The following is a 24,603-nucleotide window of genomic DNA, read 5'->3' as shown; positions in this document are numbered from 1 at the left end:
GGGTGGACGAGGCGATCCAGGTGGCGCAGTGGCTCGAGGCCGACGGCAGCCTCGACGCGCTCGAGCTGACGATGGGCAGCTCGCTGCTCAACCCGATGTACCTGTTCAAGGGTGATGCCCCGGTCCGCGACTTCGCGAACGCGATGCCGCAGCCGGTCAAGCTCGGCGTGCAGATGGTCGGCAAGGCGTTCATCAAGACGTACCCGTACGAGCCGTTGTTCATGCTCGAGGAGGCGCGTCAGATCCGGGCCGCGGTCAAGATGCCGCTGGTGTTGCTCGGCGGTGTCACCGACAAGGCCGGCATGGACACCGCGATGGCCGAGGGTTTCGAGTTCGTCGCGATGGCGCGCGCGCTGCTGCGCGAGCCCGACCTGATCAATCGCATCCAGGCGGAGTCGCGCACGAAGTCACTGTGCATCCACTGCAACAAGTGCATGCCGACGATCTTCTCGGGCGCCCGCTGCGTCCTGGTCGACCTCGCCCCGCCCCGCGTGCGGGGCTGAGGCGCGCCGGCCTACACGCACTCCCACGCGAACTCGACCGCCGCGCGGACGTCGTCGGCCTTCTCGGTCCAGACGTCTGCGCCGGCGGCGAGACTGGCGATCTCCGACAGCGAATCCGTTGCGGCGCGAATGATCTCGAGTCCGAGACGGAACTGGAAGCCGCCGACCATCGCCAGGTAGTCGTAGTCGGTCTCCTGCGTCGAGCCGTCGAGGGTGGTCGTTGACCCCAGGTCGATGCGTTCGATCAGATTCGCGATCGCGGGTGTCGGCGTCGGCAGGGCCGGGGCGGGGACCGTCGAAAGGCCACCTGTCGGGCAGGTCGTGGCGGGGAGGCCGAGGTCGACGTCGTCGGCGATCGCCGCCGCGACGAGTCGGGCGCGGGCGTGCGCCGACGACGCGGCCAGCTGGCGGGCGACGTCGTCCCCGCGGGGCGGTTCGAGCGCGGCGAGGATGCGGAGTCGGTCGGTGGCGGAACCGAGCAGCGTCCAGACGCTGCTCATCCGGCCGGACTCGAGCAGCGGTGCGGCGTCGAGCAGCGTGCCGAGGATCTCGTCGTACTGGGCGACGGCCGCGACGCCCCGAGGTCCGGGTGCGGTGGTCCAGTTCGGGTCCTCGGATTCGGCCGCGCTCTCGGTCGCCCGCAGTGCGTGGAGATCCGGTTCGAGGCACGCCTGGACGGTGACCACGACCTCGCGGACGAGTGCGGCCTGGTTCGACAGCTCGATGCCCTCGGTGTCGGGCAGATAGTGGCGACGAGGGCTGTTCGCGACGAACTCGCGCAGGAGTGCGTAGGCGGACGGGGTGGCTACAACGGACAACTTTCCCCCTTGAGCGAGCGCGGACGAGCGGGTACGGGCAGGCACGAGCGTGAAGGGTTCCGGCCGACCGCGGCAGGCCGGATGCATTCGTCCATTTCGGACAATTCAACACAATGGTGTCGAATATTTTGGATGTGTTTTCCTGTGCCTTAAACCTACCGTGATCTTACCGTGATCGTCAAGAGGGGCAACGTGCTGACCTGCGGCTTCCGGAAATCGACTTAAAGATAGTTTGGGGAATATCGGCGGATTATCCGATTAGTGAGGATTCTCCGAATGGTGCAATGAGGAAGGCTCGGCGCTGGTGGCGGATGTCGTCGGCGGGGCAGAATCGAAGGCATGAAGGTGGAGATCCTGTATTTCGATGGGTGCCCGAACTGGCACGAGGCCGCCGACCGCGTCCAGGAGGCAGCGAAGGCCGCGGGAAAGTCGGGTACCGAGATCGGATACCGCCGAATCGCGTCGGACGCCGAGGCTGCGTCATCGCCGTTCGCGGGATCGCCCACGATCCTCGTCGACGGCGTCGATGCCTTCGACGATGCGGTGCAAGTGTGCGAGCTCGCGTGCCGCGTGTACCGGACCGAGGGCGGGATGGCCGGGTTGCCGACCGTCGAGCAGCTCGCAGAGGTCTTGCGAGCGCGAAGCTAGGCGGCGCGGTCGACCGGAGCGGCCAGATGCTCGGCTGGGTCAACTTGCCGTCAACAACACGGCGGCGGTTCCTACTGCGAGCGCGGTCCACACCGTCGTCCAGAAGACGCCGAACGGGGAGGAACCGACCGCCACCGCTATCGCGCCCGGTACCAGTGGCAGCAGGAGGAATGGAATCAGCCAGAGCGCTCCGGCGGCTCGCCGATGTGCACTGGACGTGCTGCCGCGTCGCGGATCGATGGGGTGAGTCGTCATCTGGAATCGCTCGTGTCGATGGAGTGGCCGGTACCGCGCAGCGCCACCTGAAACGGTGCCGCCCTTCGACGCTACTCGCGCTCGAGCAGGCCTGGAAGAGGGAAGGCCCCACACCAAGGGTGCGGGGCCTTCTCTGTTCGGTACGCCGGTCAGCCGCGCAGCAGCTTCTCCAGGTCCTCGAGGACGGACGGGTCCTCGATGGTCGACGGCACGGTGTACTCGTCGTTGTCGGCGATCTGCCGCATCGTCTTCCGCAGGATCTTGCCCGAGCGGGTCTTGGGCAGCGCCTGCACGACGGTGACGTCGCGGAACGTGGCGACGGCGCCGATCTGCTCGCGGACCATCGCGACGAGTTCCTTGCGGAGGGTCTCCTCGTCGATCTCGGCGCCGGCCTTGAGCACCACGTAGCCGCTGGGCCGCTGACCCTTGAGTTCGTCGTGGATGCCGATCACCGCGCACTCGGCGACGGCGGTATGCGACGCGACGACCGCCTCCATGCTGCCCGTCGAAAGGCGGTGTCCGGCAACGTTGATGACGTCGTCACTGCGGCCGAGGACGAACACGTAGCCGTCCTCGTCGACGTAGCCGGAGTCGCCGGTGAGGTAGTAGCCGTCGAACGTGGACAGGTACGACCTCACGTAGCGGTCCTCGTCGCGCCACAGGCCGGCGAGCGTGCCCGGCGGCAGCGGCAGCGCGATGACGATGTTGCCCTCGGTGCCGGCGGGGACGGGTGTGCCCTCGCCGTCGACGATGCCGACGCGGTAGCCCGGGACCGGGACCGTAGGGGAGCCGGCCTTGATCGGCATCGGTTCCAGCCCACGCAGATTCGCGCAGATGGCCCAGCCGGTCTCGGTCTGCCACCAGTGGTCGATCACGGGGACACCGAGCTTCTCGGTGGCCCACACGTAGGTGTCCGGATCGAGGCGCTCACCGGCCGCGAACAGCGTCGTCATCGAGGAGACGTCGTACTTGGCGAGCTCGGCCGCCTCCGGGTCGGCCTTGCGGATCGCGCGGATCGCGGTCGGGGCGGTGAACAGCGCGGAGACGTTGTGGTCCTGGATCACTCGCCAGAAGGCGCCGGCGTCCGGGGTGCCCACGGGCTTGCCCTCGTAGAGGACGGTCGTGGCGCCGGCGAGCAGCGGGGCGTAGACGATGTAGGAGTGGCCGACGACCCAGCCCACGTCCGACGCCGTCCACATGACCTGGCCGGGACCGATGTCGTAGATGTTGCGCATCGACCACGTGAGCGCGACCGCGTGGCCGCCGTTGTCGCGGACCACGCCCTTGGGCTTACCGGTGGTGCCGGACGTGTAGAGGATGTAGAGCGGGTCGGTCGCCGCCACCGAGACGGGCGCGGCGTCCTGCGCGTCGGCGGCCAACTGGTCCCAGTCGAACCACGCGGCGCCGCGGTCGCGGTAGTCGGCCGCGGAGCCGGGGATGTTCTCCCGGTTCTTGACGATCACGGTGTGCGGCGGGTGCGCCGACATCCCCAGCGCCTGGTCGACCATCGGCAGGTACTCGATGGTGCGTCCCGGCTCCAGGCCGCCCGACGCGGTCACCAGCACCACCGGCTGGGCGTCGTCGATGCGGGTGGCCAGTTCCTTCGCGGCGAAACCGCCGAAGACGACCGAGTGCACGGCGCCGATGCGGGCGCACGCGAGCATCGCGATCGCGGCCTCGGGGATCATCGGCATGTAGATGACGACGCGGTCGCCGGCGACGACGCCCTGTTCGGTGAGGACACCGGCGAAGCGGGCGACCTCGGCGAGCAACTCGGAGTAGGTGTACGTCCGCTTCGCGGGCACCATCGCCGAGTCGTAGATCAGCGCGGCCTGGTCGCCGCGGCCGTCGCGCACGTGCCGGTCGAGGGCGTTGAAGCACGTGTTGAGGGCGGCGTCCGGGAACCAGCGGTACATCGGGGCGTTCGAGTCGTCCAGCGCGCGCGTCGGCGCGGTATCCCACTCGACGGCCTCGGCGGCCCTGAGCCAGAAGCTGTCCGGCTGCTCCACGCTCTCGGCAAAGGCGGTGGCGTAGGCCTCGGCGCCGGTTGCGTACTCGGCGGTGCTCATCGATTCGTGTCCTCTCGGGTCCTGACCGCGCATCTGTGATGCACACAACACCCTATTCGACGGAGGGTCGGTCGCCGCGACAGCCGACCGGTCGCCGCGCGTCCCTGCGGCAGGCGGCAGCTAACGCTCGATGAACGGCGAGTATCAGGTACTTCGCATCCGCCTGTAGTGCACGCGGGTGTCCGCGTCGAGGTGCTCGGTGGCGTAACTCAGCGCCGTCGCACCCATCTCCGCCGCGTGCCGATCGAGGAAGTCGAGGAGCAGGACGCGGTCCACCCGCTTGCCGACCTCCCGGAGCATCCAACCCGTCGCCTTCTGCGTCAGATCGCGGCGGTCACCCAGGACCCGGGCCGCCAGTTCGAGGGTCGTGGACGCGTCCCCGCGCCGGATGAAGCCGAACGTGGTGAGCAGTGCGACGCGTCGCCGCCACAGGTCCTCGTCGGCGCCGAGGACGAACACCGGATCACGGGGTCGGTCGTAGAGCCAGCCGCCCAGGATGTGCAGCGCCGACAGGTCGACCAGGTCCCAGTTGTTCACCCGGCCCCGGAGAACCGCGGCCAGGTAGTGCTCGGCGATGCGCTCACGGGCGTCGTCGTCGCGGCCGCGGGCGCGACTCGCCCGCGCGAACCGGTCGACGAGGATCAGGAGGCCGGCCAGTCGGTGCTCGTGCACCGGGCTGTCGAGAAGCGTGTCGACGTCGTCCAGTGGCAACGACGTGAACCGCTTGGCCACGGTGCGGATCGCCGGCACCCGGACGCCCACGAACTCGTCGCCCTCGCCGTACTCGCCCGGCCCGGTCTTGAAGAACCGCCGGAGTTGTCGCGCGTCGTCCGCATCCGCGACCTCGGTGAGGGCGGCGATGACGTCTCCGGCGTCGGGCATGGACAAGACCATCCCACACCGCGACTCCGTACCGTGGGGGACATGACGCCGCTCATCGCCGAAGATCTGCTGCTGCTCCTGCTCGACGACGAATCGGGTGATGCGATCGTCGACGGCACCCGACTCCCGCGCGTGCTCGCCGGCGCGGTGCTGCTCGAACTGGCGCTCGACGGCTACGTGACGCCCGCCGAGGACGACGAGGACGTGAAGAAGGGCCGCCTCGCCGTCCGGCAGGAGACGACGCCCGACGATCCGATCCTCGCCCGCGCCGTCGCGGCGATCCGCCAGTCCCGCCGTCCGATGAAGCCCGAGACCGCGATCGAGAAACTCGACACCGAGATGCGGGCCGCCGTCTTCGATCGGGTGATCGACCGCGGCTGGGTGCGCGAGAGTCGCCGCAAGATCCTCGGCATCTTCCCGAGCAAGACCTGGCCGGCGGTCGACGAGAGTCACGAGCGCGGCGTCCGGCACGAACTCTCCGGTGTGCTGATCGAGGGACTCGACCCGAATCCGCGTACCGCGGCGCTGATTTCGCTGCTGTCCGCGGTGGACGCCGTGGCCAAGGTGTTCCCGGACGCCGATCGGAAGGCGATCCGCAAGCGCGCCAAGGACATCGCCGAGGAGGAATGGGCCGGAGCCGCGGTCCGCAAGGCGGTGGATGCGATCAACGCCGCGGTCTTCGTGGCGGTCATGGTGCCGGCCATCGCGGCCGGGAGTTCCTAGCCGGTGACCGAATGTCACACGCGTTCAGTCGGACCGGACGCGTGTGACATTCGGTCGCGACGTCAGCTGCCGACGCGATCTCGAATCACCGTGATTCCGTCCCGCGCCAGTTCCGCGAGGGTGCGTTCGTGCGAATCGGCGGAGGTCCCCGCACAGGCGTCCGCGACGACGCTCGTTCGGTAGCCCAACGTGTGGGACGAGCGCGCGGCGAGCGCGACGCCGTGATCCGTCGCGATCCCGGTGACGATCACGTCCGTGACGCCGAGGAGTCGCAGATTCGTCTCGACGTCGGGGTTGTCGAAGATGTTGCGGTCGTACTTGCTGAGGACCAGATCGCCCGGCGCAGGCTCGAGCGCGGGATGGAACGACGCTCCCCGGCCGGCGGGGTCCGCACGCAGGGTGTCGGTCGCGTCGAGGCTCAGGTATCGAGTGCACAGGACGCGGGCTCCCGCCGAACGAAGGTCGGCGCGCACCGCGGCGGCCCGGTCGGTCACCGGACGATGGGCGATCGACTCGATGATCCAGTGCTGGAAGTCGATCTCCAGGAGAACGGTGTGCGAAGGCTCGGCGCGCATGGCGGGGAGGCTAGTCGCTGGAGCAGGCTCCAACGCAACAAGTCGGGATGGCCCTCGCGCCCCGGGGTTGGAGTGCCGGGCCGAATGTCACACGCGTTCAGTTGGGTTGAACGCGTGTGACATTCGGTCACGGAGTCAGCTGCCGAAGAGCGACCCGAGCGAACCCGAGGAGCAGGAGTCCGACGAGCCTAGCGATCCGGACGAGCCCAGCGATCCGGACGAGCCCAGCGATCCCGACGAGCCCAGCGATCCCGACGAGCCCAGCGATCCCGACGAGCCCAGCGAGTCCGAGGATCCGAACGAACCGAGAGAGCCCGCCGCGTCGGTTATCCGGATGACCGATACGGTGCCGTCACTGCTGTTCGCGACGTAGGCGCGTGATCCTTCGGAGTTGATCGCAACTCCGAAGGGATCCTCGCCGACGGTCAGCGACTGGGTGACGCAATTGTCCGCGGTGTCGATGACTCGGACGGAGGTTCCGGTGGCGTCGGTGATGTAGGCCCGGGCACTGTCGGGCGTGAAGGCCACCCCGAACGGGTTGGTATCGAAGTCGAAGGTGTCGGTGACGGTGTCGGTGTCGATCACGGAGACCGTCCCGCCATCGCCGTTGGTGACATAGGCGGCGGTTCCGTCGGGCCGGACCGCGACCCCGGCAGGGGAGGCTCCGACCGGGATGGTTGTGGCGACGGTGTTCGGCCCGGTGTCTATCACCGAGACGTTCTCGCTGACTTGGTTGACGACGTAAGCGGTCGTACCGTCCGGTGTGATCGCAACCGCGAAGGGGCCGTCGCCGACGGAGACCGTGTCCGCGACGGTGTTCGGCCCGGTGTCGATCACGGACACGGTACCGCCACCACCATTCGTGACGTAGGCGTGTGCGCCATCGGGCGTGATCGCGACAGCGAGGGGACCGGCGCCGACCGGGATCGTGTCCGAGACGGTGTTGGAGGCGGTGTCGATCACCGAGACCGTGTCGTCGTCGAGGTTTGTGACGTAAGCCCGATTGCCATCGGGGGTGATCGCAACACTCCAGGGTCTGCCGCCGACGGGGACGGTCGTAGCGACGGCGTTCGATGCGGTGTCGATCACCGCTACTTCGGTTTGGTTCGTGACGTACGCGAACGCGCCGTTCGGGGTGACCGCCACCGAAACCGGTGTTCCGCCGACGGTGATGGTGTCGGTGACGCTGTCCGCTTGGGCGGCCGGGGCGTTGAGGGCGATCGCGCCCAGAGCGAGGAGGCCGGCGGCGCCGATGACGAGGCGGCGGGGACGCTTCTCCAGGCACTGCGGGGCATCGTGTCGGGACGGCGGTGAGATCCGATTCATTTGCGATTCCTTTCCTCTCGACTGCGCGGTGATGCAAACGAAATACTCTGGTGGAGAACGGTGGCGAGTAGGTGCTCGTGGAACACGTCGGCCGAATGTCACACGCGTTCAGTTGGAACGAACGCGTGTGACATTCGGCCGGAGGTCAGCTGCCGAACAGGGCACCGAGGGAACCGATCGATCCCGAATCGGCCGAACCGAGGGAACCGAGCGATCCGGTGGAGGCGCCGTCGATCCTGATGACGGAGACGTCGTCGGTCAAGGCATTGGCAACGTACGCGTGCCTGCCGTCAGGAGCGATTGCAACGCCTACCGGGCCAGCGCCCACCGCTACGTTCCCGAGGACGACACCGGTGGCTGTATCGACGATCGAGACGGTGTTGCTTCCGCTGTTCGTGATGTACGCGCGGGTCCCGTCCGGGGTGATGGCGACCAGTAGCGGACCGTCACCCCCACCGGGGAGGCCCGAGACGATCGTGGTGTCGAGATCGATGACACTGAGGTCGTCAGAGCTGGTGTTGGCCACAAACGCACGTGTGCCGTCGGGAGTGACAGCGATGCCGATCGGCGAGTTGCCGACATTGACGGTGTCGACCACGGCGTTCGTGGTGGTGTTGATCTCGGAGACAGTGTTGGTGCTGGTGGTCGTCGCGTAGGCGCGAGAGCCGTCCGGGGACACCGCTATCCAGGAGGTTCCGATGCCGGTGGGGATCGTTGTGATGACGGAGTTCGTGCCGATGTCGATCACTGAGACCGAACCGGACTGACTTGCCACATACGCGCGCGCGCCATTGGGAGTAACCGCGATGCCTGTCGGAGCTGATCCGACGGGAATGCTGCCGGTGACCGAACTGGTGGCTGTGTTGATGACGGAGACCGTGTTGCCGACAGCGTTGGTGACGTAGGCGCGGGCGCCGTTGGGGGTGAACGCGATGCCGATTGGGTTGTCTCCGACGGGGATGCTGCCGGTGACCGCATTGGTGGCTGTGTCGATGATCGAGATTGCGTCGCTGCCGGTACTCGCGATGTAGGCGTGTCTTCCGTCCGGAGCGATCGCGACTCCCTGTGGGACGGACCCGACCGGGATCACCGCGACGACGGCATCGGCCTGGGCCGCCGGAGCAGATGCGAGTATCGCCGCAACCGCTGCGAGCGCACCGACTCCTACGGTCGCGAGTCGCCGATATCGGGTCCGAGTTTGTCGCGATGGCGCGAGCGTCAGATGCATCACAGATCCTTTCGGGTGGATGGGACAGCCGTTTCGTAGTGCAGTACCCTTCGATCTTTCAAAACGGCCTGCCATGCAGGTCGGATTCGAAATCTGTTGGGGCGAGACGATTTCGGTGCCGTTGAGACCGTCTCGGTCAGCGAGACGGTGTTGTCGCCGAAATCAGCGCTGTGGACGCGTGCACCACTCGAGCGGGGGCCATTCGACGGGCTGGCGGACGAGATCGAGGCAGGCGTGGTACGCGCGGGGGGACACTGGATTGCTAGCCGTGGTGCCTCCGGCGAAAGCACTAATTTCGCAGGAGAAGAGGCGGCGGAACGGCCGGCTGAACCTGGCGTGGGCTGGTTCGGTGTGCAGCGTCGAATCGGGTCAGGCGCATTGCAGGTCCTTGTCCGTGGTGAGGTGCCGAGCGAACAACAACGCGATCCGTGGACGGAGGCGAGACAGGCCGTGCGCAGTGCCCCCGAAACATCAGACCGTTACTGCGGTAGAGCCGAACGTGTCCGACATGATCTGCGACCGGCCCGGGAGGTCGGTGTTGCCCGATCACGACGGCGTGTCGGAACGGTATCAGTCCACGTTGTGATAGGTGGGCGGAATTCATGAATCCAGCCGCGGGCCGGCGACCGAGGAACCGGACGGGCTACCGAAAGTGCAGTCAGTTCACCTGTGACGCAACGGGAGTGAGATGCCGGTCCGGGATCCGCTAGTCCTGAGGTAGGCCCAACGTCCGGTAGCGCGCGAGGCGCGCAGTCATCCGGTCCTCGCCCGGCAGATCGCGCAGCGCGACGAGTTCGCGGGCGATGGCCGCGCCCACGCGCTTCGAGAACTCGGCGGGTTCGATCGCCGCGTCGGGCATCTCGGGGATGACGGCGTCGACGACGCCGTCGCGCAGGAGGTCGAGCGACCGGATTCCTTGGGCCGCCGCCATCTGCGGGGCGTGGGTGGTGTCGCGGTGCACGATGGCGCTGGCGCCCTCGGGAGGAAGTGGTGCGAGCCAGCCGTTCTGGGCCGCGAGGACGCGGTCGGCGGGCAGCAGGGCGAGCGCGCCGCCACCGGTGCCCTGACCGAGCAGCACCGACACGGTCGGGGTGCGGAGGGTGACGAGATCGGAGATGCAGCGCGCGATCTCGGGCGCGAGCCCGCGTTCCTCGGCTTCCTTCGACAGCGCCGCCCCGAGGGTGTCGATCACCAGGACGAGCGGGAGTCGGAGTTCGGCGGCCATCCGCATGCCGCGCCGTGCCTCGCGCAGCGCACCGGGGCCCATCGTGTTCAGGGCGGACTGGCCGGCGCGGTCCTGGCCGAACAGTACACAGGGCTGACCGTGGAATCGCGCCAGCGACAGCAGCACCGTCGAGTCCACCTCGCCCTGCCCGGTCCCGCTGAGGGGCACGCGGGTGGACGCGGCGTGGCGGACGAGTTCGCGGATGCCGGGGCGGTCGTCGCGACGGGAGGTCATCACCGACTGCCACGCAGGAACATTCGGAATGTCCTGTGCATCAGCAGGGTCGGGGATCCCGGCGGTGTCGTCGGCCGGATCGCTCACCACGTGGAGCGCGCGGTCGACCAGGTCGCGCAACTGCTCGACGGACGCGACGCCGTCGATGACGCCCTTGCTGTACAGGTTCTCCGACGTCTGCACCCCCTCGGGGAACTTCTCGCCGTACAGCGCCTGGTAGACGCGGGGGCCGAGGAAGCCGACGAGCGCGCCCGGTTCGGCGATCGTGACGTGGCCGAGCGATCCCCACGACGCGAAGACGCCGCCCGTGGTGGGATCGCGCAGGTAGACGAGGTACGGCAGGTGCGCCGACTTGTGTGCGGCGACGGCCGCGGCGATCTTCACCATCTGCACGAAGGCGACCGTGCCCTCCTGCATGCGCGTGCCGCCCGACGTCGGGGACGCCAGCAGGGGCAGTCCCTCCGCGGTGGCGCGTTCGATCGCCGTGACGATCCGCTCGGCGGCGGCCACACCGATCGAGCCCGCGAGGAACGAGAACTCGCACGCGATGACGGCGACCCGGCGTCCGCCGAGCAGCGCCGTGCCGGTGATCACGGATTCGTCGACGCCGGACTTCGCCGCGGCCGCGTCGAGTTCGGTGCGGTACTGCGCGTCGGGGGAGACGTCGATCGGGGTGGTGTCCCACGAGACGAAGCTGTCGGTGTCGAACACGCGACCGATCAGTTCCCGAGCAGAAATCCTGGTGCGGGACATGGTCTTCCTCCATCTCGTGCATTGCCCACGGCGACCGCACCCGGTGTCGGGAACGGCCGCCGTGGTCCAGCCTAGCTACCGGGCGAGGGCCTCACGCCACGAGACCGTCTTGCCCATCCGCAGGATCGAGCGCTGGTAGATGCGGGCGGCCAGGGCCGACATCGCGACCGTGACCACCGCCATCAGCACGATCGTGCCCACGATCTGGGTTGCGCTGGCGACCCCTCCGGCGATGCGGAGCGGCATCAGGATCGCCGAGAACGGCGGAATCCAGCTCAGCACGTTCGACAGCGAACCGTCCGGGTCCTGCACCGCGCTGAACGCGGAGAAGAACATCGCCATGATCAGGATGGTGAGCGGCATCGCGGTGGAGTTGACGTCCTCCTGGCGCGACACCATCGACCCGGTCGCGGCGTAGAGCACCGCGAAGAAGGCGAAGCCGAGGACGAACCAGCCCAGGGTGCCCACCAGCGTTCCCCACGCGGTGCCGCCCAGGGTGAGGACGCCGGTGGCGACGCCGGCGCCGACACCGACCACGCCGTACGCGGCCAGCTGGGCGAGACCGACGGCGCCGATGCCGATCACCTTGCCCCACAGCAGCTGCAGTGGCCGCAGCGTCGACAGCAGCAGTTCCACCACGCGGGACGACTTCTCCTCGACCACGCCCATCGCGACGTACATGCCGAACACCAGGATCTGCATGTAGAGCAGCACCACGACGGCCATCGACAGCGCGATGCGCTGTCCGCGTTCGGGATCCGGCGGGTCGATCGCGTCGACGGTGACGACGGCCGAGCTGGTGGTCTCCGCGAGCTGGGCGGCGTCCACGCCCTGCGCGGCCAGCGCGGCGCTCTGAGCCTGCGCGGCGACGGCGCCGTCGAGCACGACCCGCAGGGGTGCGTCGATCTCCGACTTCGTGATCGCGGTGACGCTGCCGCCGGTGCCGGGCAGCACCGCGACGTCGAGATCGCCGTTTTCCACCTGGCTGCGGGCGGTCTGCTCGTCGGCGACTTCCCGCACCTCGACCGGATTCCCGGCCGCGTCACCGGTCGCGACCAGCGTGGCGCTCAGCGACTGGTCGCCCACGAGTCCGATCTTGGAGCGCGACTCGTCGTCGCCGCCGGAGAAGATCGACGCCGCGACGATGGCGCCGACGATGGCGATCAGGACGATCGCATTGCTGACGAGGAAGCTCTTCTTCCTCACCTGGGTGAGGAACTCGCGCCGCGCGACCAGCGCGATCGCGCGGCTCGGGCTGAGACCGTTCTGGCCGCTCATGCGGACACCACCTCTCGGAACAGTTCGGTCAGGGACGGCTTGCGGACCGCGAACTCGTGGACCGGCCCGGTCTTCAGTGCGGCCTGGAGGACGGCCTGGTCGTCGGCGCCGGCGCCGAGGGACAGGACGGTGCGTCCGTCGTCGTGGCTGACGGTCGTGACCCCGAAGACGTGGTCGGCCCACCCCCTCGGCGCGGCGGGCGCGTGGACCTCGAGCAGGACGTCGCCGCTGCCGCGGAGTTCGTCGACGGTGCCGATCGAGTTCATCCGACCCTTCGCGATGATCCCGACGCGGTCGCACAGCCGCTGCACCAGATCGAGCTGGTGGCTGGAGAAGATCACGGGGACACCGGTCTTCGCCTTCTCCACGAGGACGTCGCTCATGACGTCGACGGCCACCGGGTCGAGCCCGGAGAACGGCTCGTCGAGGATGAGCACGGCCGGGTCGTGCACCAGTGCGGCCGCCAGCTGCACGCGCTGCTGGTTGCCCAGACTGAGTGCGTCGACGGCGTCGTTCACGCGCGCGGCGATGCCGAGACGCTCGGTCCAGCGGCGCATCGAGTCCGACGCCTCGCGCCGTGAAAGTCCGTGCAGTTCAGCGAAGTACGTGAGCTGTGCGCCCACCTTCATCTTGGGGTAGAGGCCGCGCTCCTCGGGCATGTAGCCGATCGAGCGACGGACCTCGAGGTCGACGGGGCGGCCGCCGAGCCGGACCTCTCCGCTGTCGGCGGCGAGCACCCCGAGGGCGATCCGCATGGTCGTCGTCTTGCCGGCTCCGTTGCTGCCCACGAATCCGAAGATCTCGCCGGGGCGGACGTCGAAGCTCAGGCTCTCGAGGGCGACGACGTCGCCGTAGCGCTTCGCTATCCCGTCGAACGTGAGGGTCTGGCCGGTCATGCAGGCTCCTGGTGGTCGTCGGTGTCGGGGTCGGGGCGCGTCCAGGCCAGGATCATCGCGGGCGCGCAGGCACCGACGATGAGCGTGGTGAGGACGAGGAGTCCGGCGGAGTAGGCGAGGTGGGTGCGGTCGATGTCCGGATCGAGCGCGCCCGCGACGATGAGGAACATCGCCGGGACGAACGTCAGCGTCTGCGTCACGGTCAGGCCGATGGAGCGGGCGCTGTCGCGCTGCTGGACCTCCCACTCGTCGAGGGCGTCGCGGGGAGCGTCACCCTGACGACCCGAGACGATCTGCAGGACGGTCCAGGTGACCAGGAAGGCCAGGCAGACCGGGATCCACAGCAGCGGGCCGGTCTCCATGTCGTTGAGGCAGACCACGCCCACCACGGCCATGGTCAGCAGGATCACCGCGAGCACGACGACGAGGATGCGCCGCCGTCGTTGCGTCCGCCACCGGGGTAGCCAGTGCCGGTACTGCTCCTCGTGCCGGAGGAAGCGTCGGGTGCGGAAGTCTTGATATCGCTCGAGCAGGCCGCTGTCAGCCATCCTCGTCGACTCCTCCTGGTCGGTTGGTTCGGTACAGCTCGGTGCTGAGGGGGCCGAACTCGGTGCGGGAGAACACGGCCTCCACCGGAAGCTCGAACACCGCGCAGATCCGCAGCGCGAGGTCGAGGCTGGGGTAGTGGTCGCCACGCTCGAGCACCCCGACGGTTTGTGGGTTCACCTCGATCAGCTCGGCGAGCTGCGCGCGGCTCATCTTGCGTTCGGCGCGCAGCACAGCGATGCGATTGAAGATGGGGAGACTCGCCCCACGTCGCACCGGGCTCATGCAATCGATCGTTGTAAAAACCCAACGGTCTGTCAAACCAAGCAAATGTTCGGCGATGCTGACACGAAGTCCGTACGACGTCCTGTAGTAACCTCGGGGCATGCGGATCGGCCCAGGTGAGGAGCTCGCACGCCAGGTGCGTGGCGTCGCCGTCGCCGCATCCGTCGTCGCGCTCGCGATCGGTGCCCATGGTCTGGCCGGCGGCGGCGCGCCCCACGGCGTCACGCTGCTGCTGCTCGGCGGCGTCGCGGCGGTGCTCGCCGCCGCGGTGACCGCGGTGCCCGCGCTCGCCACCCGGCGGCGCTGGCTCGTGCCCGTGCTGGCGACCGGTCAGGTGCTCGCCCACACGGCGCTGTCGCTCGGCGACGCCCACGCCGGAATGCACACGGGTTCGCACCTGACCGCGCCGATGCTCCTCGCGCACTCCGCGGCCGTGGTCGTCTGCGCCGTTCTCATCGCGGCCGCCGAACGGATCGGTCCGCGTGCCTACGCCGCGCTGCGCCGGATCCTGCCGAGGATTCTCACCGCTCTGCCGGTGCTGCTCGAGCCTGCGCTGCCCCGAGCCGTCGCCGACGTCCGGCCAGTGTCGGTGCCCGTCTGCGTCGGGTCGATCGCGCGCCGGGGTCCCCCCGCCTTCTGCTGAGTACTGCCACTCCACCGCGTCACGACACAACCGTCGTCGACGCGTGCCCTCCGGTCGGAAAGTCCCGGCGCGGAGGCATTCCCCCGGGCCCACGGCCCGCCATACCTGCCGGGCAGCGCCCGCGCGCCTGACGGCTGCCGCGCGCCCGCACACGAAAGGCACACGTACATGAAGGCATTCACCCGCACCCGCGTCCTGGCCATCGGCGTCACCGTCGCGGCCGGACTCACCCTCGCCGGATGCAGCAGCGACTCGAAGGACGACGCCAAGGCGACCGATGCTGCCTCGATCACGGTGCAGGACTCGTGGGTCAAGGCCGCCGACGGCGGTATGACCGCGTTGTTCGGCACCATTCGCAACGACTCCGACAGCGACGTCACGCTCGTCTCCGCCACCTCCTCGGCCTCGCCGCGCGTCGAACTGCACGAGATGGCGCCGGACGGCACCGGTGCGATGAAGATGCGGGAGAAGGACGGAGGCATGACCATCAAGGCCCACGACACGTACGCGCTCAAGCCGGGCGCCGATCACATCATGCTGTTCGACCTGCCCGCCCCGGTCCAGGCTGGTAGCGAGGTGTCGTTCACGTTGAAGTTCTCCGACGGCGCCACCACGCAGATCACGTCGCAGGTCCGCGACTTCACCGGTGCTCGTGAGAGCTACAACTCGCACGGCGAAGCGCCGAGCGGGGCGCCGAGCGTGAGCCCGGCGCCGAGCGAGGGCCACGACATGGCGAACCAGGGCCATGGTGAGGCGCACAGTGGCTGATATCAGCCGTCGTCGCCTGCTCGGGGCCGGCGCCGTCGCGGTCGGCGGCGTCGGTCTCGGCTGGGGTGCGGGCGCGGTCACCGCACGCCCCGCGAAGGCCGAATCCGTCTCGCCGACCGTGCCGTTCCACGGGGAGCACCAGGCGGGGGTCGAGACGCCGCCGCCCGCGCACACCACGTTCGTCGGACTCGATCTCAGGCCTGGGACCGATCGCGCCGCGCTGGTCCGGATGATGAGGGTCTGGACCGACGACGCCGCCCGGCTGACCTCCGGGCGGGGCGCGCTCGCGGACACCGAGGCCGAACTCGCGACGGCCCCGGCCAGGCTCACCGTCACGGTCGGATTCGGGCCCGGGGTGTTCCGCGCCGCGGGCCTCGAGGACCGTCGACCGTCGTGGTGCAAGCCGCTGCCGCCGTTCGAGATCGACAAGCTCGAGCCGCGATGGAACGACGGCGACATCCTGCTGCAGGTGGGATCCGACGATCCGGTCACGGTCGCGCATGCGGTGCGCGTCCTGCTCAAGGATGCGCGGGGCACCACGACCGTCCGCTGGGTTCAGCGCGGGTTCCGCCGCGCGCGCGGCAGCGAACCCGAGGGCACCACGATGCGCAACCTGATGGGGCAGGTCGACGGCACGATCAACCCGGAGGCCGGCAGCGCCGACTTCGCGGACGTCGTCTGGAACGACGGCGCCGAGCAGTCGTGGATGGCGGGCGGCACGTCGGTCGTCATCCGACGCATCCACCTCGACCTGGACGGGTGGGACGAGCTCGACACCCCCGGTCGCGACGAGGTGATGGGACGACGAATGTCCGACGGTGCGCCACTGACCGGCGAATCGGAGTTCGACGCACCGGATTTCGACGCGGTCGGGCCCGGTGCGCTGAAGATCATCCCCGAGTTCTCGCACATCGCGCGGGCGCGGCCGATGGCCCCGCGGGAGCGGTTCCTGCGGCGCGCATACAACTACGACGAGGCCCCCGACGGTGTCGGGGTGTCCGACTCCGGGTTGATCTTCGTCGCCTATCAGGCTGACGTCGACGTCCAGTACGTGCCCGTGCAGCAGCGACTCGCGGAGGCGGACATGTTCAACCGGTGGTCGACGCCCGTCGGGTCGGCGGTGTTCGCGATCCCTCCGGGGTGCCGTGAGGGCGAGTACGTGGGGCAGGGCCTGCTCGGCTGAGGGTGAGCGGGCGACGGCCGGTTCAGTCAGTCTTCGCTGAGTCGGCCGTCGTCCATCCGCCACCGGCGGGTGTGGCGCATCGTGTCCAGCATCCGGCGGTCGTGGGTGACCAGCAGCAGCGTGCCGGTGAACGATTCCATGGCCTGCTCGAGCTGCTCGATCGCCGGCAGGTCGAGGTGGTTGGTCGGTTCGTCGAGCACCAGCAGGTTCACCCCGCGCGCCTGCAGCAGCGCCAGGGCCGCCCGCGTGCGTTCGCCCGGTGACAGCGACGACGCGGGCCGCAGCACGTGGTGGCCCTTGAGGCCGAACTTCGCCAGCAGGGTGCGGACGTCCGCCTCCGGCCAGTCCGGAACCTGTGCGCCGAACGCATCGGCGAGCATCTCGTCACCCTCGAAAAGCCCACGTGCCTGATCGATCTCGCCGACCGCGACGCCGGACCCCAGCGTCGCCGTGCCCTCGTCGGGGGTCAGCTTGCCGAGGAGGACCTGCAGCAGTGTCGACTTCCCGGATCCGTTCGGTCCGGTGACGAGAATCCGGTCGCCCCAATCGACTTGGGTGGTCACCGGGCCGAAGGTGAAGGTTTCACGTCGAACGACGGCGCCGCCGAGCGTGGCGACCACGGCGCCGCTGCGGGGCGCCGCTGCGATCTCCATCCGCAGTTCCCACTCCTTGCGCGGCTCCTCGACCACCTCGAGCCGCTCGATGCGCCGTTGCGTCTGGCGGGCCTTCGCGGCCTGCTTCTCGGTGGACTCGGCGCGCGCCTTGCGGCCCATCTTGTCGGAGTCGCCGTTCTTGGCTTTGCGGCGCGTGTTGCGGACGCCGTGCTCGAGCCAGTTGCGCTGCATCTGGGCGCGATCCTGCAGGTCGGACAGGTTGCCGGCGTATTCCTCGTAGGCCTCGCGGGCGTGCCGGCGAGCCACGTCGCGCTCCACCAGGTAGGCCTCGTAGCCGCCGTCGTACACCGCGATCTGCTGCTGCGCGAGGTCGAGTTCGACGATCCCGGTCACGGTGCGCGCCAGGAACTCCCGGTCGTGGCTCACCACCACGAGCGCGGTCCGTGTCTCGTCGACGAACCGCTCGAGCTGCTCGAGGCCGGGCAGGTCGAGATCGTTGGTCGGCTCGTCCAGGAGCAGCACGTCGTACCGGGAGAGCAGCAGCGACGCGAGCCCGGCGCGGGCGGCCTGACCACCCGACAGGTCGGTCATGAGCGCGTCCCCGGTGACGTCCAGGCCCAGGTCGGCCAGCACCTGTGCGGCACGCTCGGGTAGATCGGCGCCCCCCAGCGCGAGCCACCGCTCGAGCGCGGGGGAGTAGAGGTCCTCGTCCCCGTCCGCGAGCGACTCGGCCGCCGCGTTCATCGTGGCCTCGGCGTCGGTGACGCCGGTCCGGCGGCCGAGGAACGCCAGGATCGTCTCGCCCGGGATCCGATCCGGTTCCTGCGCGAGGTAGCCGACCGTCGCGTCGGGCGGGCTCAGGGTGATCGTGCCGTCGACGTCCGCCTCGCCGACCCCCGCGAGTGCCGTCAGGAGCGTCGACTTGCCTGCACCGTTGGCACCGACCAGTCCGATGACGTCGCCCGGGGCGACGGTCAGGTCGAGGCCGGAGAAGAGCGTGCGCTCGCCTCGGGACGCGGAGAGGCCGGAGATGCGCAGGGTTGCAGTCACGAGACGATTATCCCTGGTCGAGGGGAGGTCGCCGCGCGCCGGTGCCGTACTCCGGAGGTCATATGACCGTTTTCGCGGATTCGCTCCGGCAGCCGGAAGTAACGTCTTAGCATGAAATGTAATGAACGCGAACGCTCCCCGTGTCGGTCGGCCGCGGGACCCCGGCAAGGATCATGCGGTCCTCGTTGCGGCCCGAGGACTGCTCGGCGAAGTCGGGTACCAACAGACAACCCTCATGGCCATCGCGCGGCGGGCCGAGGTGAGTACGCCCGCGATCTACCGTCGTTGGCCCAGCCGCGAGGCGTTGATCGAGGACGCCGTCCACGGTCCCGCCGCCGACGGGCTTCCCGAGGTCACCGACGACCTCCGGGCCGACCTCCGGTCCTGGGTGGACCTGTTCGTCGCCCGCGCGTCGAGTCCTGCGGCCCGGGCCGGAATCCCCGGTCTGCTGGGCGACGCCCGGTCCGACGTCGATCGTGCCCGCCTGCTCGCGCGGCAGGTGCCGGCGTTCGAGGCGTTCGAGGCGCGCCTCGAACTCGCCGCCGAGCGCGGCGAGGTTCCCGCGCCAGCGGACGCGTCGATCCTCTTCGAGATCCTCACCGGGACCACGTCGGTGCGCGGATTAGTCAAGGGCGGTAGCGGATCCGGTGACTTCGCGGCGGCACTGGGCGACGCGCTGCACGTGCTCGCGTGCCACGGATCCGGGCTCGCCCCGACGACCGGGGCGGAGCCGTCGTGAAGATCGACGTCCAGCTCGACGGACGCCCGGAGAACGCGGCCCGACGCGCTCGTGAGCTCGTCGCGCTCGGCGTGGACGGGTTGTTCACATTCGAGGGGCCCCACGACGTCTTCCTTCCCCTGGTCGCGGCGGCGGCCGCGGTCGACGTGGACCTGATGACGAACGTCGCGATCGCCTTGCCGCGCAGTCCGATGCACCTCGCGCACACCGCGTACGACCTGCAGACGTTGAGCCGGGGCCGTTTCCGGCTCGGCCTGGGTTCCCAGATCCGCCCGCACATCGAGAAGCGCTACGGCACGCAGTGGTCGCGTCCGGCCGCACGCATGCGGGAGACGGTGCTCGCGCTCAAGGCGATCTTCGACGCGTGGGAAGGCAACTCGCGGTTGCGCTTCGAGGGCGAGTTCACCACGCACACGCTGATGCCGCCGACGTTCGATCCCGGCCCAAACCCGTACGGTCCGCCGCCGATCTGTCTCGGCGCGCTCGGCCCGCTGATGACCCGTACCGCCGCGGAGGTGGCAGACGGGCTGCTCGTGATGCCGTTCAACAGCGCCCGGCACTTCCGGGAGCGGACGCTGCCGGCGGTGGAGGAGGGCCTCGAACGCGGTCGGCGCAGCAGCGCGGACCTCGCGATCTACCCGCAGGTGATCGTCGGTGTCGGCCGCACCCCGGAGGAACTCGACGCGGCGTCGCGCGGCGTCCGGGGGTTGCTCGCCTTCTACGGTTCGACGCCCGCGTACCGGCCCGTCCTGGAGGTCGAGGGGTGGGCGGACCTGCAGCCTCGGCTCAACGCGTTGTCGAAGCAGGGCGAGTTCGCGGCCATGACCGACCTGATCGACGACACGATGCTCGCGACCCTCGCGGTGCACGGCACACCCGAGGAGTGCGCCGCACAGATCGTCGCGCGGTTCGGGGCTCACGCCGACCGGGTGTGCTGTTACTTTCCCGGATACCCGGTACGCGAGCAGCACATCGGCGAACTGGTCGCGGCGGTGAAGGCGTCCGCGCGGTGAGCGTGCTGGTCGAGATCGACGCGGGCGTCGCGGTCCTCACCCTCCACAGGCCGCGGCAGCGCAACGCCTTCACCGGCGAGATGGGACGTCGGCTCGGCGCCCTCTACCGGGACCTCGACGCGGACGACGACGTCCGGGTCGTCGTGCTCACCGGGACTCCGCCGGCGTTCTGCGCGGGCGCCGACCTGACTGCGGGCAGCGGCACGTTCGCCGCACCGACGGAGGACGGATTCTCCGCGTCCCCGGTCGATCCTGCCGCGTTCGACCTGCGCAAGCCGGTGATCGCCGCCGTGAACGGACACGCCATCGGCATCGGCCTGACCCTCGCGATGCAGACCGACATCCGCATCGTCGCCGACGACGCGAAGTACGCGATCCCGCAGGTGCGCCGCGGCGTCGTCCCGGATGCGATGGCGCACTGGACGGTTCCGCGCGCGGCGGGCATGGCCGCGGCGGCCGAGATCCTGCTCACGGGAAGGACGTTCGACGGCCCCGAAGCGGTGCGGCTGGGGATCGCGAGTCGCAGCCTGCCCGCCGACGAGGTCCTACCGGCCGCGCTGGAGATGGCACGGGACATCGCCACCAACGTGGCGCCGATGTCGGCGTCCCTGAGCAAGCGCCTGCTGTGGGACACGGCGCGGCACGGATTCGATCCGCGACAGGTCGCCGACTACGAGACCGAACTGCACCACCGGGTCATGGGCACCGCCGACGCGGCCGAGGGCGTGTGCGCCTTCCTCGACCGCCGCGACCCCGAATGGTCCGGGAAGGTGTCGACCGAATGGAAGGAACTGCCTTGGGAATGACCGGCTTCGGCCCCGAGACCACCACCGACGACGTCCTCTCCGGTGTCGACCTGACAGGTCGCACCGCCTTGGTGACCGGCGTCACCAGTGGGCTCGGCGGGGAGACGGCCCGTGCGCTGGCGGCGGCCGGTGCCGTGGTCGTCCTGGCGGCGCGCGACAGTGACGCCGCCGCTGCCGCGGCGGCGGCGATCCGGGGGACTGTCCCCGGCGCGGAACTGTCGTCGGTTGCACTGGATCTGGCGGACCTGTCGAGCATCCGCACCGCGGTCGACCACATCGGCACGCAATCGATCGACCTGCTCATCAACAACGCGGGCGTGATGTACACGCCGTTCGCGCGGACCGCCGACGGGTTCGAATTGCAGTTCGGGACCAACCATCTGGGGCACTTCCTGCTGACCACGTCGCTGCTGCCGAACCTGCGGTCCGCGGCGGAGCGGTCCGGGTCGGCGTCCCGGGTGGTGACGGTCTCCTCCGACGCGCACCGCGCGCACGCGGTCGACCTCGACGATCCGCACTTCCTGCAGCGCCCCTACGACAAGTTCGTCGCGTACGGGCAGTCCAAGGCCGCCAACGTCCTCATGACCGTCGAGCTTCGAGAACGGTACGCGGGAAACGGGATCCACGCCTTCGCGGTGCACCCCGGGGTGTGCGCCACCGGGCTGTCCCGACACATGTCCCGCGACGACTTCGCCGAGATGAAGCGGATGAGTGCCGGCAAGCCGGGCCTGCTGACGAACCTGAAGTCGATCCCCGCCGCGGCGGCCACGTCGGTGTGGGCCGCCAGTGCCCCCGACCTCACGTCCGAGAGCGCCGCCTATCTGTCCGACTGCCGGATCGACCGGGCCGCCGACCACGCCGTCGATCCGCAGACCGCGGCCGCGTTGTGGGAGCTGTCCGAGCGGCACGTCGGCCGCTGACCGAGACGCAGACCTGGGGTCGACCGCGCTCTCGCGGCCGACCCCAGGAAAAGGATTGGGCTACTTCGATTCCGGCGGGAGCATCGCCTTCGACGCGGCCTGCGCGGCCAGCAGCAGCTCGGCGCGGTTGCCGCCGCTGCGCTTCTCGACGGCGGCCTCGTTGCCCTTCGCGACCACCACGGGGCCGTTGCCCAGGTTCGCCAGTGCCTGTGCCGCGACATCCACGGGCTCCGAGACGTTGAGGCCGGGGATGTCCATGTTCAGTCCGGCGCGGGCCATCGCCGGGGTCCGGGTGACGCCGAGGACCATCTCGAGGACGTCGACGTCGTACTCGCGCATCTCGAGCCACAGGCCCTCGGCGAAGGTGCGGCAGAACGACTTCACGCCCGCGTAGATGCTGATCTGCGCCGAGCCGAGGAAGCCGGCCATCGAACCGACCAACAGCAGGCCGCCGCGGCGGCGTTCCTTCATCGGCGCGCCGAAGTGCTGGATCAGCTTGAGCTGGCCGGTGATGTTGAGGTCGATGACCTGCTGGAAGCGGTCGAGGTCGCCGGTGACGAATTCGTGGCCGTAGGTGTTGGCGCCGGCGTTGTACACCAGCAGACCCACCTCGAGGCCGTCGGTGACGCTGCGGATCTTGTCCAGCATGTCCGCAGCGGTGAGATCCACCGACAGCGTCCGGACCCCGACGCCCTTGGCGCGGGCCTTCTCCGCGGTCGCCTCGAGCGGTTCCGGCTTGCGCGCCAGCAGCACCAGGTTCAGGCCTGCCTCGGCGAGCTGGACGGCGAACTCCTCGCCGACGCCCTCCGAGCCGCCGGCGATGACGGCCCACGGCCCGTACTTGGCCTTGTCGATCATGTAGCGATCCCCTCGTGTTCGATCCCGCGATTCGGGACCGTGCGCCCACGAGTATCTTGTGACCTGCGTCGCATATCTGCGGCTATTCCACTGGCCGGGACTGATTTCCGGCGCCCGACATGTCTCCCCACGCGGCGCAGATCTCGTAGCTTCGGATCCGATCGGCCAGGTCGAACATCGTCGACCCGATCATGATCTCGTCCGCTCCGGTCAGTTCGACCAACGCGTCCAGCTCGTCGTGGACCTTCTGCGGCCCACCGACGATGTACGCGGCCGACGACCCCGCGATGAGCCGCTCCTGCTCCGGCGTCAGCGGGTTGGCCGCGGCCTCCTCGGGGCTGGGGAACTGGCCGGGATCGTTCGCACGCAGCCGCGCCATCGACAGTTTCATCGGCGCGGCGAGGTAGCGGGCGCGCTCGTCGTCGTCCGCCGCCATCACGGTCACCGTCACCATCGCGTACGGCTCGTCGAGTACCCCCGACGGCCGGAACGATTCCCGGTACACGCGAAGCGCCGGCATCGTCTGGGCGGGCGAGAAGTGGCGCGCGAACGCGAACGGCAGTCCGAGGATCCCGGCCACCCGGGCGCTGTAGGTGCTCGACCCGAGCAGCCAGACCGCGACGTCGGCGCCGAGGCCGGGAACCGCGGTGATCGCCGCGTACGGGTGGTCGGCGGGGAAACCGTCGTCGAAGAACGCCCGCAGATGCGCCAGCTGCTGCGGAAACTCGTCCGCGTTCAGCGGATCCGCCTGCCGGCGCAGAGCGTGCGCGGTCACCTGGTCGGTGCCGGGCGCGCGGCCGATGCCCAGGTCGATCCGGTCCGGGTACAGCGCGTCGAGGGTGCCGAACTGCTCGGCCACGACGAGCGGCGCGTGGTTGGGCAGCATCACGCCGCCGGACCCCACCCGGATGGTGTCGGTGACGGCGGCTACCTGACCGATCATCACCGCCGGTGCGGAGCTGGCGATGCCCGGCATCGAGTGGTGTTCGGCGAGCCAGAACCGGTGGTAGCCGAGCTTCTCGGTGGCACGGGCCAGCTCGAGCGTGTTGCGGAGCGCCTGGCCGACGGTGGACCCCTCGGCGATGGGGGACAGATCGAGTACGGAGAGCTTGGTCGTCACCTCGACGTCAACCCGTTCGCATAGCGAAATGTTCCGGCCGGGTCAGTCGCGGACGAGCCGGAAGAACCTCGGCTCGGCCTTCGCGAGCAGCCCCCGGGCCCCGGTGGTGTCCAAGGCAACGTCCTCGACGACGGTCCAGTTGCGGAGAGCCTCCTCGACGTCGCCGCGAGACGCACCCCGGGGCAGCGGGCCCCGGCGACCGGGGGAGAAGGAGAACATCACCAACTGGGCGCCCGGCACGGTGACGGCTGCGAGCCCGTTGCCGTACGCGGTGCGCTCGTCGTCGGAGAGACCGTGGAAGCAGCCGACGTCGAGCGCCATGGTGTATCCGCTGTCGACGTACGCAGGCAGGTTGGTGACGTCACCGAGGACGAACCGGACGTCGGCGCCGGCGATGGGCAGTTTCGCGCGCGCCCGCTCGATGGCGAGCGGCACGGCGTCGACTGCGGTGACCGACCACCCGCGGATCCCCAGTTCGATCGAGTGATCGCCGGTGCCGCAGCCGAGGTCGAGGGCCTTCGCGCCGGACGTGGGCGGTGTGACGCCGTCGAGCAGTGCACTGAGCTGTTCGGCGAAGATGTGGCGCCCGGCGCCCTCCCACGGCGTGAAGCCGAGTCGGTACGCCAGCCGGTAACCGAGGTTCAT

The 24,603-nt window shown here is 69.4% G+C and carries 24 protein-coding genes and 1 pseudogene; 10 read left to right on the top strand and 15 right to left on the bottom strand.

Going from position 1 to position 24,603, the window contains the following annotated elements; translation table 11 throughout:
- A pseudogene (locus EGT67_RS06810) lies at positions 1–503 on the top strand (NADH:flavin oxidoreductase); the annotation flags it as partial.
- A gap of 11 nt (positions 504–514) precedes the next feature.
- Here EGT67_RS06810 and EGT67_RS06805 read toward each other — a convergent pair.
- A complete protein-coding gene (locus EGT67_RS06805) occupies positions 515–1,321 on the bottom strand; it encodes a hypothetical protein (protein WP_127915285.1) in 807 nt (268 codons plus the stop codon).
- Positions 1,322–1,660: 339 nt separating this feature from the next.
- On the opposite strand from EGT67_RS06805, the gene EGT67_RS06800 reads away from it, so the two are divergent.
- Positions 1,661–1,969, top strand: a complete 309-nt coding sequence (locus tag EGT67_RS06800; protein ID WP_127915284.1) for a DF family (seleno)protein — start codon at positions 1,661–1,663, stop codon at positions 1,967–1,969.
- A 404-nt stretch (positions 1,970–2,373) separates the two neighbouring features.
- Here the strand turns inward: EGT67_RS06800 and EGT67_RS06795 are convergent, their stop codons facing one another.
- Together EGT67_RS06795 and EGT67_RS06790 are read right to left on the bottom strand one after the other, a co-directional pair.
- On the bottom strand, positions 2,374–4,293 hold the full coding sequence (locus EGT67_RS06795) for a propionyl-CoA synthetase (RefSeq protein ID WP_127915283.1): 1,920 nt from the start codon (positions 4,291–4,293) through the stop codon (positions 2,374–2,376).
- A 144-nt stretch (positions 4,294–4,437) separates the two neighbouring features.
- A complete protein-coding gene (locus EGT67_RS06790) occupies positions 4,438–5,175 on the bottom strand; it encodes a DNA alkylation repair protein (RefSeq protein WP_206612298.1) in 738 nt (245 codons plus the stop codon).
- 42 nt (positions 5,176–5,217) lie between these two features.
- Between EGT67_RS06790 and EGT67_RS06785 the strand changes: the two genes are divergently transcribed.
- On the top strand, positions 5,218–5,898 hold the full coding sequence (locus EGT67_RS06785; protein ID WP_127915281.1) for a GOLPH3/VPS74 family protein: 681 nt from the start codon (positions 5,218–5,220) through the stop codon (positions 5,896–5,898).
- Between the two features lie 62 nt (positions 5,899–5,960).
- On the opposite strand, the gene EGT67_RS06780 is transcribed toward EGT67_RS06785, so the two are convergent.
- From EGT67_RS06780 to EGT67_RS06745, 8 genes are all read right to left on the bottom strand, one after another.
- Entirely contained in the window at positions 5,961–6,473 is a 513-nt protein-coding gene (locus EGT67_RS06780) for a cysteine hydrolase family protein (protein WP_127915280.1), read from the bottom strand.
- 135 nt (positions 6,474–6,608) lie between these two features.
- Positions 6,609–7,799 carry a beta-propeller fold lactonase family protein gene (locus EGT67_RS06775; protein WP_127915279.1) on the bottom strand — a complete coding sequence of 397 codons (1,191 nt, stop codon included), beginning with the start codon at positions 7,797–7,799 and terminating at the stop codon, positions 6,609–6,611.
- A 145-nt stretch (positions 7,800–7,944) separates the two neighbouring features.
- Complete coding sequence (locus tag EGT67_RS06770) at positions 7,945–9,102, bottom strand: YVTN family beta-propeller repeat protein (protein ID WP_127915278.1); 1,158 nt, start codon at positions 9,100–9,102, stop codon at positions 7,945–7,947.
- A 631-nt stretch (positions 9,103–9,733) separates the two neighbouring features.
- Positions 9,734–11,239, bottom strand: a complete 1,506-nt coding sequence (locus tag EGT67_RS06765) for an acetyl-coenzyme A carboxylase carboxyl transferase subunits beta/alpha (RefSeq protein ID WP_127915277.1) — start codon at positions 11,237–11,239, stop codon at positions 9,734–9,736.
- A 75-nt stretch (positions 11,240–11,314) separates the two neighbouring features.
- Positions 11,315–12,517 carry an ABC transporter permease gene (locus EGT67_RS06760; protein WP_127915276.1) on the bottom strand — a complete coding sequence of 401 codons (1,203 nt, stop codon included), beginning with the start codon at positions 12,515–12,517 and terminating at the stop codon, positions 11,315–11,317.
- Positions 12,514–13,413, bottom strand: coding sequence for an ABC transporter ATP-binding protein (locus EGT67_RS06755; RefSeq protein ID WP_127915275.1), 900 nt, complete (start codon positions 13,411–13,413; stop codon positions 12,514–12,516). Before EGT67_RS06755 ends, EGT67_RS06760 begins: the two co-directional genes overlap by 4 nt.
- On the bottom strand, positions 13,410–13,961 hold the full coding sequence (locus EGT67_RS06750) for a hypothetical protein (RefSeq protein WP_127915274.1): 552 nt from the start codon (positions 13,959–13,961) through the stop codon (positions 13,410–13,412). Before EGT67_RS06750 ends, EGT67_RS06755 begins: the two co-directional genes overlap by 4 nt.
- Positions 13,954–14,244, bottom strand: a complete 291-nt coding sequence (locus EGT67_RS06745; RefSeq protein ID WP_127915273.1) for a helix-turn-helix transcriptional regulator — start codon at positions 14,242–14,244, stop codon at positions 13,954–13,956. The genes EGT67_RS06750 and EGT67_RS06745 overlap by 8 nt, the downstream gene beginning before the upstream one ends.
- 100 nt (positions 14,245–14,344) lie before the next feature.
- Between EGT67_RS06745 and EGT67_RS06740 the strand changes: the two genes are divergently transcribed.
- From EGT67_RS06740 to EGT67_RS06730, 3 genes are all read left to right on the top strand, one after another.
- On the top strand, positions 14,345–14,887 hold the full coding sequence (locus EGT67_RS06740) for a hypothetical protein (protein ID WP_127915272.1): 543 nt from the start codon (positions 14,345–14,347) through the stop codon (positions 14,885–14,887).
- A 168-nt stretch (positions 14,888–15,055) separates the two neighbouring features.
- Positions 15,056–15,655: a copper chaperone PCu(A)C gene (locus EGT67_RS06735; RefSeq protein WP_127915271.1), complete on the top strand. Its 600-nt coding sequence runs from the start codon at positions 15,056–15,058 to the stop codon at positions 15,653–15,655.
- Entirely contained in the window at positions 15,648–16,838 is a 1,191-nt protein-coding gene (locus EGT67_RS06730) for a Dyp-type peroxidase (protein ID WP_127915270.1), read from the top strand. Before EGT67_RS06735 ends, EGT67_RS06730 begins: the two co-directional genes overlap by 8 nt.
- A 26-nt stretch (positions 16,839–16,864) precedes the next feature.
- Here EGT67_RS06730 and EGT67_RS06725 read toward each other — a convergent pair whose 3' ends face one another.
- Positions 16,865–18,502, bottom strand: coding sequence for an ABC-F family ATP-binding cassette domain-containing protein (locus EGT67_RS06725; RefSeq protein WP_127915269.1), 1,638 nt, complete (start codon positions 18,500–18,502; stop codon positions 16,865–16,867).
- 121 nt (positions 18,503–18,623) lie between these two features.
- Here EGT67_RS06725 and EGT67_RS06720 point away from each other — a divergent pair, with 121 nt between their 5' ends.
- From EGT67_RS06720 to EGT67_RS06705, 4 genes are read left to right on the top strand one after another with little or no spacing between them, the layout of a single operon-like run.
- Entirely contained in the window at positions 18,624–19,241 is a 618-nt protein-coding gene (locus tag EGT67_RS06720) for a TetR/AcrR family transcriptional regulator (protein WP_127915268.1), read from the top strand.
- A complete protein-coding gene (locus EGT67_RS06715; RefSeq protein ID WP_127915267.1) occupies positions 19,238–20,254 on the top strand; it encodes a TIGR03617 family F420-dependent LLM class oxidoreductase in 1,017 nt (338 codons plus the stop codon). The genes EGT67_RS06720 and EGT67_RS06715 overlap by 4 nt, the downstream gene beginning before the upstream one ends.
- Positions 20,251–21,060 (top strand): enoyl-CoA hydratase/isomerase family protein, encoded by an 810-nt coding sequence (locus EGT67_RS06710; protein WP_127915266.1) that lies wholly within the window; start codon positions 20,251–20,253, stop codon positions 21,058–21,060. Before EGT67_RS06715 ends, EGT67_RS06710 begins: the two co-directional genes overlap by 4 nt.
- Positions 21,057–21,980 carry an SDR family NAD(P)-dependent oxidoreductase gene (locus EGT67_RS06705; protein ID WP_127915265.1) on the top strand — a complete coding sequence of 308 codons (924 nt, stop codon included), beginning with the start codon at positions 21,057–21,059 and terminating at the stop codon, positions 21,978–21,980. The genes EGT67_RS06710 and EGT67_RS06705 overlap by 4 nt, the downstream gene beginning before the upstream one ends.
- Positions 21,981–22,040: 60 nt before the next feature.
- Here EGT67_RS06705 and EGT67_RS06700 read toward each other — a convergent pair whose 3' ends face one another.
- The 3 genes from EGT67_RS06700 to EGT67_RS06690 all read right to left on the bottom strand — a co-directional run bounded on the left by EGT67_RS06700 (position 22,041) and on the right by EGT67_RS06690 (position 24,603).
- Entirely contained in the window at positions 22,041–22,838 is a 798-nt protein-coding gene (locus EGT67_RS06700; RefSeq protein ID WP_127915264.1) for an SDR family NAD(P)-dependent oxidoreductase, read from the bottom strand.
- An 82-nt stretch (positions 22,839–22,920) separates the two neighbouring features.
- Positions 22,921–23,958 carry an LLM class flavin-dependent oxidoreductase gene (locus EGT67_RS06695; RefSeq protein ID WP_127915263.1) on the bottom strand — a complete coding sequence of 346 codons (1,038 nt, stop codon included), beginning with the start codon at positions 23,956–23,958 and terminating at the stop codon, positions 22,921–22,923.
- 42 nt (positions 23,959–24,000) lie between these two features.
- Positions 24,001–24,603 carry a class I SAM-dependent methyltransferase gene (locus EGT67_RS06690; RefSeq protein ID WP_127915262.1) on the bottom strand — a complete coding sequence of 201 codons (603 nt, stop codon included), beginning with the start codon at positions 24,601–24,603 and terminating at the stop codon, positions 24,001–24,003.

The organism is Prescottella agglutinans (assembly GCF_004011865.1).
Lineage (GTDB): Bacteria > Actinomycetota > Actinomycetes > Mycobacteriales > Mycobacteriaceae > Prescottella > Prescottella agglutinans.
The sequence above is the reverse complement of the archived record's forward strand: the minus strand, read 5'-3'. Positions and strand labels throughout refer to the sequence as shown.